The 14,378-nt window shown below is 68.0% G+C and carries 11 protein-coding genes; 8 read left to right on the plus strand and 3 right to left on the minus strand.

The window, feature by feature from the left end; all coding sequences use genetic code 11:
* Positions 1-68: 68 nt before the first annotated feature.
* From FB453_RS16860 to FB453_RS16870, 3 genes are all read left to right on the plus strand, one after another.
* Positions 69-1,016 carry an NAD-dependent epimerase/dehydratase family protein gene (locus tag FB453_RS16860; RefSeq protein WP_145791378.1) on the plus strand — a complete coding sequence of 316 codons (948 nt, stop codon included), beginning with the start codon at positions 69-71 and terminating at the stop codon, positions 1,014-1,016.
* A 125-nt stretch (positions 1,017-1,141) separates the two neighbouring features.
* Positions 1,142-2,530, plus strand: coding sequence for a lipopolysaccharide biosynthesis protein (locus FB453_RS16865; protein WP_186718342.1), 1,389 nt, complete (start codon positions 1,142-1,144; stop codon positions 2,528-2,530).
* 94 nt (positions 2,531-2,624) lie between these two features.
* Positions 2,625-3,110, plus strand: a complete 486-nt coding sequence (locus FB453_RS16870) for a DapH/DapD/GlmU-related protein (RefSeq protein WP_486480310.1) — start codon at positions 2,625-2,627, stop codon at positions 3,108-3,110.
* Positions 3,111-3,120: 10 nt separating this feature from the next.
* Here the strand turns inward: FB453_RS16870 and FB453_RS16875 are convergent, their stop codons facing one another.
* Complete coding sequence (locus tag FB453_RS16875) at positions 3,121-4,314, minus strand: glycosyltransferase (RefSeq protein ID WP_186718344.1); 1,194 nt, start codon at positions 4,312-4,314, stop codon at positions 3,121-3,123.
* 349 nt (positions 4,315-4,663) lie between these two features.
* Between FB453_RS16875 and FB453_RS16880 the strand changes: the two genes are divergently transcribed.
* Entirely contained in the window at positions 4,664-5,683 is a 1,020-nt protein-coding gene (locus FB453_RS16880; RefSeq protein WP_186718346.1) for a glycosyltransferase family 4 protein, read from the plus strand.
* Positions 5,680-7,008, plus strand: a complete 1,329-nt coding sequence (locus FB453_RS16885; protein ID WP_145791387.1) for a glycosyltransferase — start codon at positions 5,680-5,682, stop codon at positions 7,006-7,008. The genes FB453_RS16880 and FB453_RS16885 overlap by 4 nt, the downstream gene beginning before the upstream one ends.
* Here FB453_RS16885 and FB453_RS16890 read toward each other — a convergent pair.
* Complete coding sequence (locus FB453_RS16890) at positions 6,979-8,277, minus strand: hypothetical protein (RefSeq protein WP_145791390.1); 1,299 nt, start codon at positions 8,275-8,277, stop codon at positions 6,979-6,981. The two genes, FB453_RS16885 and FB453_RS16890, sit on opposite strands and share 30 nt — an antisense overlap.
* Positions 8,278-8,848: 571 nt before the next feature.
* Here FB453_RS16890 and FB453_RS16895 point away from each other — a divergent pair.
* The 3 genes from FB453_RS16895 to wecB are packed head-to-tail and all read left to right on the plus strand — an operon-like array spanning position 8,849 to position 12,172.
* Entirely contained in the window at positions 8,849-9,889 is a 1,041-nt protein-coding gene (locus FB453_RS16895) for an SDR family NAD(P)-dependent oxidoreductase (protein ID WP_145791392.1), read from the plus strand.
* Positions 9,883-11,010: a polysaccharide biosynthesis C-terminal domain-containing protein gene (locus FB453_RS16900; protein ID WP_145791394.1), complete on the plus strand. Its 1,128-nt coding sequence runs from the start codon at positions 9,883-9,885 to the stop codon at positions 11,008-11,010. The genes FB453_RS16895 and FB453_RS16900 overlap by 7 nt, the downstream gene beginning before the upstream one ends.
* Before the next feature lie 37 nt (positions 11,011-11,047).
* A complete protein-coding gene (wecB, locus tag FB453_RS16905) occupies positions 11,048-12,172 on the plus strand; it encodes a non-hydrolyzing UDP-N-acetylglucosamine 2-epimerase (RefSeq protein ID WP_145791396.1) in 1,125 nt (374 codons plus the stop codon).
* Between the two features lie 183 nt (positions 12,173-12,355).
* Here the strand turns inward: wecB and FB453_RS16910 are convergent, their stop codons facing one another.
* The gene (locus tag FB453_RS16910; protein ID WP_145791398.1) at positions 12,356-14,230 is read right to left on the minus strand and encodes a nucleoside-diphosphate sugar epimerase/dehydratase; all 1,875 of its coding nucleotides are present in this window, start codon (positions 14,228-14,230) and stop codon (positions 12,356-12,358) included.
* Positions 14,231-14,378 lie beyond the last annotated feature (148 nt).

Genomic DNA, 14,378 nt, shown 5'->3' on the forward strand with positions numbered 1-14,378 from the left:
AGCGTGACGGCCGCTGGTGAGAGTCGTTGGACCGGATGACCACTCAACGGGGCGTGAAGGCGGAACGAATGCGACTACTGATCACCGGCGGCGCGGGATTCATCGGCTCGAACCTGGCCCGTGCCGCGGTCCTGCGTCGCACCGTCACCGACATCCGGATCCTCGACGATCTCGCAACGGGGCGGATGAGCAACCTCGATGGTCTCGACGTCGACACCAGTCCGGGTTCGATGCTCGATGACGAGGCGCTGGACCGGGCGATGACCGGCCGGGACGCGGTGGTGCACCTGGCGGCGCTGCCCAGCGTGCCGCGTTCGCTGCGTGATCCGATCGCGTCACACCACGCCAACGCCACCGGCACACTGCGGGTGCTGGAGGCCGCTCGTCGGCATGATGTGAACCACGTCGTCGTCGCCTCGTCCTCCTCGGTCTACGGCGCGAACCCGGTGCTGCCCAAGACCGAGCTCTCCTGGACCCGCCCGCTCAGTCCGTACGCGGTGAGCAAACTGGCCACCGAGGCCTACGCACTGGCTTACCAGGCGTCCTTCGGCCTGCCTACGCTCGCGTTCCGATTCTTCAACGTCTACGGCCCGGCCCAACGGCACGATCACAGCTACGCGGCTGTCATCCCCCGCTTCATCTACGCGGCACTGCGCGGTGAACCCGTCGAACTCCACGGGGACGGTCGGCAGTCACGCGACTTCACCTACGTTGAGACTGTCTGCGACGTGCTGCTCGACGCGGTAGAGCGTTCGGTCTCCCATCCGCAGCCGGTCAATCTCGCCTTCGGCGCCCGGGCGGAGTTGCACACGGTGGTGTCCGAACTGGAGCAGATCATCAGCCGCCCGATCACCCGGCGGCACGTGGCGGCGCGCCCTGGGGACGTCCGGCACTCCGAGGCCGACAACAGGGTGCTCCGCTCACTCTTTCCCGACGTGGTGCCGACCCCTCGCATCGACGGTCTACGGGCCACCGTGGAGTGGTTCGAGGCGCATGTGTTGAAGCAGCAGGCCTGATGGTCGACCGGCCTCCGGCCGCCGGTGCGGCCCCGTCCGTCCTGGTCGGCGGCGCCTTGGTGGAAACCCCTCCAGAGGTACCGGCCGGGACGGCGGGGCGGGAGTTACACGAAGGCGACACGTCGATGGCGCGACGGTCGCGTGGTCGCGCGCTGGTCTCCGGCATCGCCTCTTCGCTCGCCGGCAAGGCTGTCGGCCTGGTCGCGCCACTGCTGATCACCCCGATCGCCTTCGGCTATCTCGGGGCCGAGCGCTACGGCATGTGGATGGCCATCACCTCACTGACCGCGATGGCGCTGTTCGCCGACTTCGGACTCGGAAACGGTCTGCTCACCAGGCTCTCTCGGTTGTACGCCACTGATGAGCGGCGCGCGGCAGCCCGGGAAATCGCTAGTGCCTACGCCGTGCTTGGTGCGCTGGCGGTGGCCCTACTGGTGGTGTTGCTGGTCACCGTCCGGCTGGTTCCCTGGCCGGCGCTGCTGAACGTCGCGGACCCTGCGGTGGCCCGGGACGCCCGAGCTGTGGTGTTGACCTGCTTCGGTGCGTTCCTGATCAACATTCCGTTGGCTCTGATCCAGCGGGTGCAGTACGCCCACCAGCAGGTTGCGCAGAGCAACCTCTGGCAGGCCGCTGGCAGTCTTGGTTCGGCGGGCCTGGTGGTGGCAGCTGTCGCCACGGAAGCTAGTCCGGCTCTGGTGATCGCGGCCGCGGTGCTCGCCGTGCCCCTGATGAACCTGGCGAACTCGATCTGCTACTTCGGTTGGCAGCAACCCGCCTTCCGACCACGCGTTAAGGATGTTCGTGCTCCGGTAGCGCGCGGACTGCTCAGGCTGGGTTCCCGCTTCTTCGGGCTCTCCTTGTTGAGTTCCATCGCCCTCAACCTTGACGGCTTCCTGGTCAGTCGGGTGCTCGGTCTCCACGCGGCCGCCAACTACGCGGTGATACTGCGGATGTTCGCGGTACTGGCCCTGTTCGTGACCCTGGTCAACCTGCCACTGTGGCCAGCCAACGGCGAGGCGCTCGCTCGGGGCGACGTGGGATGGGTCCGGCGCAGCACCCGACGGATGGTCTACCTGTCCGCTGCGGCGGTGACTCTGCCCGCGCTGTGCCTCGTCCTGAGCGGCAACGACATTCTGCAGCTCTGGGTACGTTCGGACGACCTCGAACAGGTGCCGACACCGCTGTTCGTCGCGCTCGCCGTGTGGTCGATTCTCGTTGCTGTCGCGGCGCCGCTGTTCATGGTGCAGAACAGCATCGGACTGCTGGGGCCGCAGTTCGTCGGTTGGGCGGCCTGCCTGGTCGTCGCCGTACCGCTGAAGATCCTTCTGGCGGCGAGAGGGGGTCTGTCCGGTGTTGCGTTCGCCTCCGCGTTGTCGTACGGGATCACCGTGCTGCCGGCCGCTGTCATCGGATATCGCAAGGCGTTGGCCAAGGTCCCAGCGACAGGATCGAATTCTTTGGGAAGGGAGCATGATGGTAGGTACAGTCCGCGGCATCGTCGGTGCCCTGCGTGATCGGCGCGCGGCGGCCCGCAACCCGGAACAGTTCGCTCGCTCGATCGGTGTGAATCTGCGAGGGCGGGTGCGCTTCTATGGAATCAACCGGAGCATGTTCGGCTCCGAGCCCTGGCTGATCACGCTGGGTGACAATGTCTTCATCACGGCCGGGGTGCAGTTCCTCACTCACGACGGCGGAACTCTCATCTTGCGGAGGGATCACCCCGATCTCGAGTGGACCGCTCCGATCAGCATCGGTGACGACGTCTACATCGGCGTCCGGTCCATCATCATGCCGGGTGTGCGGATCGGCGATCGCTGCATCATCGGGGCCGGCTCGGTCGTGACCCGTGACATCCCGGACGGCAGCGTTGCCGCCGGCGTACCGGCCCGCGTTCTGCGAAGCACGGACGAGTACCTCGCCACGATGAAGGCCAAGTCACTCGGCTGTGGCCACCTGCCGGCTCAGGAGAAGGCTGCCGTGATCCGCGAGATCTATGGCGTATCGGGCCAGCGCGACCACCAGACGGTGCCGGCGACACCAAGGGGCGGCAAAGGGACGCGCAGACCGCCGGCTCCAGCCGAACCGACGGCCTGATCGTGCTGCGTCACTCACCGTTCCGTCGTGGAGCGACGGTCGGTTGGCCGCCCGCCTGGTCCTGGCCGCTCGGGACAGTGGCGCGACCGGTCACGAACGCGCTGACCGTCGGTGCCCAGGCTCGGTAGTCGAACGCTGAGGCCCGTTCCCGGGCGCAGTGGCTCATCTGCCACCACTGTGCGTCATCCAGGGCGAGTGCCCGCCGGAGACCCTCCCGGACGTCGTCGACGCCCGGCCCCGCCAGCACGATGCCCTCTCGGCCATCGTCGATGTACGTCGCCAGGTCGCTGGTGTGGTTGAGCAGAACCGGGCAGCCGGCGGCCAGACTCTCTGGAACCTTCGACGGAAAGCCCGCCTCCGCGTAGCCCCCAGGGGGCCGGATCAGCACCGAGAAGTGCGCCGCGCCCAGTTCGGCGAGAACCCGGTCGCGCGACACCCGGCCCAGGAAGACGAGTTGGTCGCCGAGGTCCGCCACCGCCGTGTCGTCCAGGTCGGACGCGGCGGCGGCCTGCTCCTTGGTCATTCCGGCTATGGTCAGCCGCACCCGTTGGCGATCCGTCTCCGGCAGCCGACGGATGCCCTCCAGCACGGCCGCGAGATGATCCTTGGCCCCCGCGGTGCCGGCGTACAGCAACCGCAGGCCGCCCTGCAGTGACGACGGCGCCGGCTGGCCGTAGTCGGCGCAGTCGACCTGGGGCGGAACGACCAGGGCGGCGCGATTCAGCCGCGCGAAGCGTCGTTGCAGCGTCGTGGAGATCGCGATGACCTGATCCGCCAACCGCCCAGCGAGAAACGAGTGCCACCGGTGCCGGATGAAGTAGGGCGTCAGTCGCCCGTGGCGAAACTGTGCGGGGTCGTGCCGTTCGAGCACGTCAACCGTCAACGGGCAACGCAGCGTCAGCCGCAGCACGGTCCAGGTGCTCAGGTTCCACAACCCCAGTGGAAGGCAGACTCCGGTGAGATCACCGGTGGGTATCCCCGCTTGTCGCAGGGCCCTGAGCACGCGCAGGGGGCGGCTCTGTCGGTGTGCCCATCGACGGATTCGGCCGCCTCCGCGGGCAGCGGACAGTGTGATCAACCGCAGTTCGGGTGGCAGGGCGACCGACTCCGGCTGGCGGTCGTCCCCGGGCCAGTCGTTGATGATCAGGGTCGACGCACCTGGAGGGGTAGCGGAGCGGGCCAGTTGGAGCAGTCGGTTCGACATCGCGTCACCGTGCGGGAACCGATACGCCGCCAGCATGACCACTCGTGGAACGGGCTCGCCCGGGGCAATGGTCGGCTGAGCTGCAGAGGTGAGGGTCTCGTAGCTTTTCATGCTTTCCATTCGTATAAAGCGTGTCTCAGGCCTTTAGCGTCTAATGCTGGTTACTGTACGCACCGAGGCGGTTACGGGAGTCAGGGCGCGCCGCCGATGGCCCCTGGTCGACGATGGAGTGTCAGTGGAACCAGCCAGGCGGAACGACCAGAGCCCGAGCGCGCGGTCCGTGCGGGCGCGGCCGATCGTTGTGCAGCATTCGGCCGGCGCGCCTGGTGCCAACGGGCCACTGACCGCCGTGCGGCGAGTGCTGGATTCGGCGTTGAGCGAGCAGTACGAGTTCGTCCGCATGCATCAGGTCGGCGGCAACGGTGGCCTCAACGTGCCCCTGTTGCGTCAATGGACACGACTCCTGCGACGGGTACGTCCCGACCTGGTGCATGTGCGCGGCCTGCAGAACGAGGGATTTCACGGGGTGCTCGCCGCCCGGATGGCCGGCTGCCCCCGGATCCTGGTCACCGTGCACGGCAGCGTGCGGGACCTGAAACACGGCGGCCGCAGGTGGCGCCGCGCGATGCTGGCCCAGGGTGCTGAGCCGTCCACTCTGCGGATGGCCAGCCACTTCGCCACGGTGTGTGAGTACGCCGCGGGCCGGAGTTTCCTGCGGGCGTACGAGGACAAGTTCGTCGGCGTAATTCCCAACGGGGTTCCGCTACCTGCTGTTGTCGATGCCGATGCGAGAAACAGCCGACGTGCCGACCTCGGCCTGGCCCACGACGACGTGGTCATGATCGCGGTAGCGCGGTTGAACTGGGACAAGGGATTCGGGGTCCTAGCGGACGCGCTGCGCCGACTGCCGCCGCAGGCTGGCCCCCGGGTCCTGCTGGTCGCCGGCGACGGGCCGGACCGAGCCGGGATCACCCAGGCCCTGGCCGACGTGCCCGGTACCGAGGTACGGCTGCTCGGCAATCGGCTCGACGTGCCGAACCTTCTCTCGGCCGCTGATGTTTTTGTCTTTCCCACCCTGCACGAGAACCTGTCCAACGCTTTGTTGGAGGCAATGGCCCACGCCCTGCCCGTCGTGGCCTCGGCCGTTGGTGGCAACGTCGAGGTGCTCCGTCAGGGCGGTGGCCACCTCGTCAGGGCCGGAGATCCGGAGGCATTCGCCGGAGCCCTCGGGCCGTTGCTCTCCGACGCTGCCGAACGTCGACACGTGGGGGAGACGGGCCGCAAGGTGGTGCAGGACGCATACAGCCTGCCGGTCATGCTCCGGTCTCTTGATGGCGTTTATCGGCGCATCCTGGAAGGAGTGGTGTGACCGACGAGCCGCATCCCCACGTACTGCTGTTGGGTTTCACTGTCGCGGACGACCTCTTCCAGCACATCGTGGCGCGAGACGTCGTCCTGCCCACCCAGACCCACACGTTCGCATGGGCCCTGGTCGAGAGCGTTCGCGCGGCAGGATGTCCGGTACGACTACTCTCCGCGGCCCCCGCGTCGACCTTTCCACGGAATCGGCAGATCCGCTTCAGGTCAGGGCGGTTCGAGCAGGACGGCGTGCAGGGAGAGTTGCTGGGGTTCGTCAATCTGCTGGGCTTGAAACACGTGACGCGGTTCCTGGCGGCCGTACGTGCAGGTTCGCGCGCGTTACGGCAGCACGGCGACGACGTCCTGCTCATCCACGGCGTCCACACGCCCTTCCTGTGGTTCGGTTCCCTGGTCGCATGGCGAGGCTCCGCACGGGTTGTACCGGTCCTGACCGATCCCCCCGGGGTGGTACTCCCCGATGACGGCCGGATCGTCCGGGCGCTGCGCCGGCTGGACCACGCGTTGGTCCGCATGGCGCTGCGTCGGTGTTCCGGCGTAGTGGTGCTCACCGCCGCGCTTGCCGAGGACTTCGCGCCTTCGCTTCCGCGTCTTGTCATGGAGGGGATCTGCCACCCGCCGGCTGCCCAGGCATCAGCGTCTGACCGGGCTGGTTCGTTTGACGCGGACGGGCCCTCGGTGGCGAGTCGAGGGCCGGCAGCTGGCTTCCGGGACGTGGTGTATGCCGGCGGGCTCACTCGGGCCTACGGCGTCGACCGACTGGTCGAGGCGTTCCGCGGCATGGACGATCCCGATCTGCGTCTGTTCCTGTTCGGTCGGGGCGAGTTGGAGGAGTGGCTGCGGACGCAGGCGAAGGCAGACCCCCGGATAGCCCCACCCGAGTTGCTTGACCGCGATGGGTTGGTGCGGCGCCTCGCTCGCGCCTCGGTTCTGGTGAATCCGAGGCCGGTGGATCAGTCGTTCGTCCGCTACTCGTTTCCGTCGAAGCTCATCGAGTACCTGTCCACCGGCATTCCGGTAGTGACCACCAGGCTGCCCGGCATCCCGGCCGACTACGATCCGTATCTCTGCTTTGCTGAGTCCGACACGGCCAAGGGTCTGCGCGACGCACTGCTCCAGGTGCTCGGCATGTCTCCTGCTGAGAGGGGCGCTCTCGGCAGCGCCGGAGCCGCGTTCGTACGACAGACGCGGGGGCCTGCGGCGCAGGGTGAGCGGATTCGGTCCTTCCTGGTCGAACTGATGACCGCTTCCCACCGTCGTGGCCCTGTACCGACGGGGAAGGGTGAGCTACCGCAGCACCCGCTCGGGCGGCGCTGAGCCCTTCACGCTGCGGGTGAGGGCGGTCCACAGATACAAGGACAGCAGAGTGGCGAGACCGATCACCGCTGGGCGCGACATGCCGAGTTGGTTGTTCGCCGGAATGTAGGCGACGAGCAGACACATCTGAACGAAGATCAAGGTCGGCAGGATGCCGCCCGCGAGGTTCACCTCGCGCCAGAGCCGGGCGAAGAACCAACCCAGGAAGGCCATGAAGAGCACGGTTCCCGGGAAGGTGAGATCCGACGCCAGCCAGGGATAGATCGTCGACCAGTACATGCCCGCGGGCCATCCCGTCCGGCCCTCGGTGCGGACCGGGTAGGCCGGATACTGGTCAGCCTCGATGCCGAGGTACTGGGTGCCGTACGAGGTGATTGCCGGAGTGCTGCCCAGGCCGTGGGACCAGACGAACGGCGTTTCGAGGTTGTACGCGAGGCCGAGATAGCCATGGGTCGGGTAGATCACCAGCGCGGCGAGACCCGTCGCGACCCTTTCACCGGCAATCCGCTCAACTGTCGGATTGGCGCGGACGCGGTCGTGGGTGCCGAACTGGTCCACCCGATCGGCCTGACTGCTCATCATGTAGGCGCAGAAGAGCGCGAACACGACTGCCACCAGCACTGTCGCACGCCGCCGCTTCACCTTTTGTGCGGCGCGGTCGCGATTTCGCGACGAGGCGATGAGCAGTCCGGCAGCAATCATCAGGACGAAGTCCCCGAGGCCCTTGAGTGTGCCGATGTAGAGAAAGAAGAGACTGTAGACCCCGATGCCGGCCAGCCCGACCAGTCGCAGACCACCCGACAGCCGTCGCCAGTGGACGACCAGCAGTGGAACAAGCGCGGTGCCGAGGACGCCGAGCAGGGTCAGTACCTGGATGACCGGGTTCGTCCGTCCGTTGTCCTCCTGCTGCTGGTAGACAGTGAATTTGTTGAGGTACGCGCCTGCGGGGTCTTGCAGGCTGGCGATGATGCTGCCCGGGCCGGTCGCCCCGTATTCGAGCAACAGGGCCACGCCGAAGACCACGTAGTAGATGCCGCCAGCCAGGACCAGCCGTCGCGCCCGCAGCACCTCCGTGGATCGTGTCGTGCTGGCCCTCGGCCGAAAATCGTTGCGGAAGAGCTGGGCGACATAACCGAAGGCAAAGGCGCCGGTAGCGCTCATCACGAACAGCCACAGCGTGCCGGGGTTTGGTACCTCCTGCGCTAATGCCCCGGCCCAGAAGAGGCTGAATGTCCCCAGCATCCAACCGCCAGCCAGCAGCAGTGGCACCCAGGCTCGCAAGGAGCTCCGGAACAGGACCGGCGGATTGTGGTTCGGTCTTGGCAACGCCGACGGCGGCGCGAATCGACGGGTGGTGAGGTCTGGTGTTGTCGTGCTCATCCAGCTGTGCTCCCGCGTCAGTGTCCGCTCCGCCGGGTGCCTCCCGGTAGTGGTCGTTCCGTTCGTCCCCGCTGTGCGCCACCAGGCTCGCCGTCCGTGGGCACACGCAATGACCAACGACGTGTCGCCTCTGGGGCAGGCCAGGTCGCAGACGGGGCGTACCGGATGAGGGCGTCACCAGTGCGTAAGGGTGTTATAGCAAGGGTCGGTCTGTTACTTCGGATGTTTCATGAATTGGCCGTCAGTTGGGCCGGGTGCGAAGCGGCGGTCGTTTCTTCTTTGTCATACTTTACGGCGACTTAGCAGAGAGATGCGTATCTGTTGAGCCGACATGTCGTTGTCCCCGGTGCTGCAACCGGCCGAGACGGCCCTTGCTCCGGACGGATGCGTGGGCGGTGCCCCGGCTCCAATGTCGAGTCGTCGGGTAGCGGACCGGCGAATCGACAACACGGGAGGACCAATGACTTTCGCGACCACCGGGCGCCGCGTGCTCATCACCGGCGGTACGGGTTCCTTTGGACAGACGATGGTCCGCCGGCTCCTCGCACGCGGCGTCGGCGAGGTGCGGGTGCTCAGCCGGGACGAGGCCAAGCAGGACGCGATGCGTCGGCTGCTCGGTGACGAGCGGGTCCGCTACTACGTCGGGGACATCCGGGACTACGACTCGGTGCTCAAGGCCAGCCGGGGTATCGACTACATCTTCCACGCGGCCGCTCTCAAGCAGGTGCCGTCGTGTGAGTTCTTCCCCCTTGAGGCGGTACGGACGAACGTGCTGGGCAGCAGCAATGTTGTCGAGGCCGCCGAGCGTAACGGTGTCGGCTCGGTGGTGGTCCTCAGCACCGACAAGGCCGTCTACCCGGTGAACGCGATGGGCATGAGCAAGGCGATGATGGAGAAGGTCGTCCAGGCGCACGCCCGGAACAACCCGAACAGCGCCACCACGGTCTCCTGCGTGCGGTACGGCAATGTCATGTACTCGCGTGGCTCGGTGATCCCGCTCTTCATCGAGCAGATCAAGGCGGGCCGGGCGCCCACCGTGACCGACCCGGGAATGACCCGGTTCGTCATGTCGTTGGCCGACTCCGTCGAGCTGGTCGAGCATGCGTTCCAGCACGCCCGGACCGGTGACATCTTCATTCGTAAGGCGGCGGCCTGCACCGTCGGCGACCTGGCCGAGGCGGTGTGTCAGCTCTTCGACGTACCCGCCAAGCTCGATGTGATCGGCGTACGGCACGGCGAGAAGCAGGCCGAGACGCTGGCCAGCCGGGAGGAGCTCGTCCAGGCCGAGGACTTCGGGGACTTTCTCCGCGTGCCGCTGGACGGTCGCGACCTCAACTACGCGCTCTACGTCTCCGAGGGAGAGTTCGGCGACGGGCTGACCGAAGATTTCAACTCGTCGAACGCGCCGCAGCTCGGCGTACCCGAGATTGTCGAGTTGCTGAAGACGCTGCCCGAGGTGCGGGCGGAGCTGGCCCTGCGGGACCCGGTGTTGGCGTGCTGAGGCTCGCCGTCACGGGTGGCGGCGGCTTTCTCGGCTGGCACGTCCGGGTGCTGCTGCGCGTGCTCGGCTGGCCGGAGCCGACCGTGCTCAGCCGCGCCGATCTGGCCGACCCCGGCGTGATCGCGGCGAAGATCGCCGGTCACGACCGCCTGCTGCACCTGGCCGGCGTCAACCGTGGAGAGCCGGCCGAGGTCGCCGCCGGCAACATCCAGCTCGCCACCCAGCTCGCCGATGGGCTCAAGCACTGCGCGGACCCGCCGGCGCGGGTGGTCTACGCCAATTCGGTGCAGTCCGGCAACGGCACACCGTACGGCGACGCAAAGGCCGCTGCCGCCCGCGTGCTGGCGGACACCGGCGTCGACCTCGACGACGTGTTGCTGCCGAACCTGTACGGCGAGCACGGCCGGCCTTACTACAACTCGGCGGTGGCGACCTTCTGCCGGCTGCTCGCCGAGGGTGGGCGGCCCGAGGTGCACGCCGATCGCGAGCTGAGCCTGGTGCACGTCACCGACGCCTCGGCGCGTCTCATCGGGGTGCCCATCGGTGGATCGTGGGATCCGGCCATGCCGGCGCTGCGCATCGGCGTCCAGGCTCTCGCGGACCGGCTCACCGGGATGGCCGCGACGTACCGGACTGGGGAGATTCCGTCACTGCTGAGCCGGCACGACGTACGGCTGTTCAACACGTACCGGTCGCACTGCTTCCCGGCGCACTACCCGATCACACTGCCCCGGCGGGCCGATGCCCGTGGCGAACTGGTCGAGACGGTGAAGGCACACGGCGGGGCGGGGCAGACGTTCTGCTCCACCACCCGCCCGGGGATCACCCGGGGAGAACACTTCCACCTGGCGAAGGTGGAACGCTTTGTGGTGCTGCGCGGCTCGGCCGAGATCAGCCTGCGCCGGGTCGGCGACTCCGAGGTGCTGCGGTTCCCGGTGAGCGGCGCCGAGCCAGCCCTCATCGACATGCCCACGATGTGGGTGCACAAGCTGGTGAACACCGGTGCGGACGAACTGGTGACGATGTTCTGGACCAACGAGCTCTTCGACCCGGACCGGCCGGACACCTGGCCCGAGACGGTGGAGGCAACCCGGTCGGCGCCACTGACGGTCAGCGCGTGAGGTCGACCGCTCATGTGACAGCAGAGAGAGGACGGGCATGACCCGGATCATGACGGTGGTCGGCACCCGACCCGAGATCATCAGGCTCTCCCGGGTGATCGCTCGACTCGACGACACGGTGGAGCACACGCTGGTGCACACCGGGCAGAACTGGGACACCGCCCTGTCCGACGTGTTCTTCAAAGAGTTGCGCCTGCGGGAGCCAGATCGGTTCCTCCGCGTCGACACCTCATCGCTGGGCCGGGTCCTCGGCGGGGTGCTTGTCGGCATGGAGACGGCGATCGCCGAGGTGCGGCCGGACGCGCTGCTGGTGCTCGGTGACACCAACAGCTGCATCGCCGCACTGATGGCCCGCCGGATGCGGGTGCCGGTCTACCACATGGAGGCCGGCAACCGTTGCTTCGACCTGAACGTGCCGGAGGAAACCAACCGCCGGTTGGTCGACCACGTGGCCGACTTCAACCTCGTCTACACCGAACACGCCCGGCGCAACCTGCTCGCCGAGGGCCTGCACCCGCGCCGGATCCTGCACACCGGCTCGCCGATGCGGGAGGTGTTGGAGCACTACCGGACGCCGATCGCCAGCTCGACCATCCTGAGTCAACTGGAACTCGCCCAGGGCCGCTACTTCCTGGTCAGCGCCCACCGGGAGGAGAACGTGGACCGCCCCGACCGGCTCCAGCGGTTGCTGGACTGCCTGGTAGCGGTTCGCGACCGGTGGGGCTTCCCGGTGCTGGTCTCCACCCACCCGCGCACCCGTAAGCGGCTGGAGGCGCTGGCCCCGGATGCCAGCGCGCTGGACGGCATCGCCTTCCACGATCCGTTCGGGCTGCTCGACTACGTACACCTGCAGACCACTGCCTACTGCACCCTCTCCGACAGCGGCACGATCAGCGAGGAGGCCGCCATCCTCGGCTTCCCCGCGGTGACGCTGCGCGAGTCGATCGAACGCCCCGAGGCGCTCGACGCCGGCGGCATCATCATGACCGGCCTGGACCCGCAGGGCGTGGTCGAGGCTGTCGAGGTGACGGTGGCGCAGGTCGCCGCGGAAGGGGTGCCCTGCCCGGTCGACTACCAGGTGCCCAACACCTCCCGACGCGTGGTCGACTTCATCCTCTCCACCGTGCGCCGACACCACGACTGGGCGGGCATCCGCCGCTGACCAGCAGCACCGCCACCAGAGCTGGCCACCACGAACCTGTGGTGGCCAGCCCTGGTGGCGGTGCGTTTGGTCCCGGCCCGCGCCCACGGGGTGCGGTGACCGCGGGGCGCCCTTCAGGCAACGGAACGGGGTGACGCCGCCGCGGCGTCACCCCGTGCACCGCCGTCGCAGCGGCGGGGTCGATCAGTGCGACTGCAGGGGTACGCCCAGCGGACCCTTCACCACCGGACCGACCGGCTGGGCGCAGAGCAGCGCTAGATGCTCGACAATCTTCGCCGCGTCGTCGTACGGGTCGAGCCCGCTGACCTCTATCGGATCGAGCGCCGGGACCGCCACGTGCGACACCAGCGGATGGAACGGCCGGGTGTCCACCTCCCCGGTGCCGAGGAGGTCTTCGTGCAGCTTCTCGCCGGGCCGAAGGCCGGTGTAGACGATCGGAACGGAACTGGACGCCTGGTCGGCCATCTGTCGGGCCAGGTCCGTGATGCGGACCGGCTCACCCATGTCGAGCACCAGTGCCTCGCCGTCCTGCCCGATCTCGGCGGCCTGGAGCACCAGGTGGACGGCCTCCTGGACGGTCATCAGGTAGCGGGTGACGTCGGGGTGGGTGACGGTCAGCGGCCTTCCGTCCTCGATCTGCCGTTGGAACGCGGTCACCACCGAGCCGCGGCTGCTCAGCACATTGCCGAATCGGACGCTGAGGAAGGTCCCCGGGAATCGGGACGCGGCGTGTGCGGTCAGTCGCTCGGTGATCCGTTTCGAGTAGCCGAGGACGCTGATCGGGTTGGCCGCCTTGTCAGTGGAGATGTTGACGAACTTCGCCACATCCTGGCAGGCGTCCAGCACAGACAGGGTGCCCCAGACGTTTGTCTTGACCGCCTCGCCCGGGTGCCGTTGCAGCAGGGTTAGGTGCTTGAGCGCCGCCGCGTGGAAGATGACCTCCGGTCGGCGCTCCCGGATGATCCGCCGAATGCCCTCGTCGTCCCGCAGGTCGGCGAGGATCAGCTCGGGGCCGTCCAACATGGCCCGGCCGGCGAGCGACATCTGGAGGCTGTGCAGGGCCGACTCGTCCCGGTCCAGCATCATCAGCTCACCCGGGTTGGCCTTCATCACCTGGCGGCAGAGTTCGGAGCCGATGGACCCGCCGGCGCCGGTGACGAGGATTCGCCGCCCGGTCAGGCTGCTGGTGCTCAGCGGCAGGTCACCGACCACCTGACGGCGACCGAGCAGGTCATCGATCTGCACGTCCCGGACGTCGGTGACGGTGATCCGGTGGTCGACCAGGTCCCGGACCGGGGGCAGCACCTTGAACACCGCGCCGGCGTCGAGGGTGGCCCCACGGATCTGGCGGATCAGCGCGGCGTCGGCGTTGGCCACCGAGAAGATGACGGTGGTGGCACCGGTACGCCGGACCGATGTGGCGACATCGTTCCGTCCACCCAGCACGCGGACCCGGCCGATGCGCAGGTCGCGCTTGTCCGGGTCGTCGTCGAGCGCGCCGACCGGTAGGTACCGACCGCGCGGGTCGCTGAGCATGGCCCGGAGCAGCCCCTGGCCGGCGTCTCCCATCCCGAACAGCAGCACCGGCGTCGACGACCGGACATCCGGCCGCATGGCGAGGTCGCGGCGGTGCCGGTACGCGAACCGGGCGCCGAGCATGAACAGCAGGGCGAGCGCGCCGCCGACCAGAGGGGTGCTCGCCGGAACCGGTCGCTCGCCGGACGGCAGCAGGCCGAGCAGCACTATCCCGGCCGTCGTGATGGTGGTGCCGGCGACGCCCTGGACCTCCTGCAGGCTTCCCAGCGGGTGTCGTCCGGAGTAGAGCCGGCGCAACGCCGCCACTGCCACGTGTATGACCGCCGCGGCCGTTCCGACCGCTGCGGCTCGGCCGAGCTGGCCGGGAGGAAGCTGGAACTCGGACCGGGTCCAAGCGGCCGCGACTGAGCCGCCGACCCAGGCGGTGGTGTCGGCCGCGAGAAATCCGATGGCGCGGCGGCGAGCCCTGGCGCGCCGCGTCCGCTGGTCCAGCCGCTCCGTGTGCTCCGTGTCCTGGGGCATGTACTGGCTCCCTGTCCCGTCTTCCGACTGCTTCCGCCGCCCGGCAGAAGGAGCTTTGCGCTCCTTGTCCTTGTTACAGGGCGAAGCGGCACCGTTGGCCGTTTTCGGGTTATCTGAGCCGAAGATCCGGCTATCCTGTTGGCCGCCC

The organism is Micromonospora sp. CNZ322, from assembly GCF_007827755.1.

Coding starts and splice junctions, on each gene's coding strand:
- wecB (WP_145791396.1), top strand. CDS start 11,048: ATGACCCGGATCATGACGGTGGTCGGCACCCGACCCGAGATCATCAGG.
- FB453_RS16870 (WP_486480310.1), top strand. CDS start 2,625: ATGTTCGGCTCCGAGCCCTGGCTGATCACGCTGGGTGACAATGTCTTC.
- FB453_RS16910 (WP_145791398.1), bottom strand. CDS start 14,230: ATGCCCCAGGACACGGAGCACACGGAGCGGCTGGACCAGCGGACGCGG.
- FB453_RS16865 (WP_186718342.1), top strand. CDS start 1,142: ATGGCGCGACGGTCGCGTGGTCGCGCGCTGGTCTCCGGCATCGCCTCT.
- FB453_RS16860 (WP_145791378.1), top strand. CDS start 69: ATGCGACTACTGATCACCGGCGGCGCGGGATTCATCGGCTCGAACCTG.
- FB453_RS16875 (WP_186718344.1), bottom strand. CDS start 4,314: ATGTCGAACCGACTGCTCCAACTGGCCCGCTCCGCTACCCCTCCAGGT.
- FB453_RS16895 (WP_145791392.1), top strand. CDS start 8,849: ATGACTTTCGCGACCACCGGGCGCCGCGTGCTCATCACCGGCGGTACG.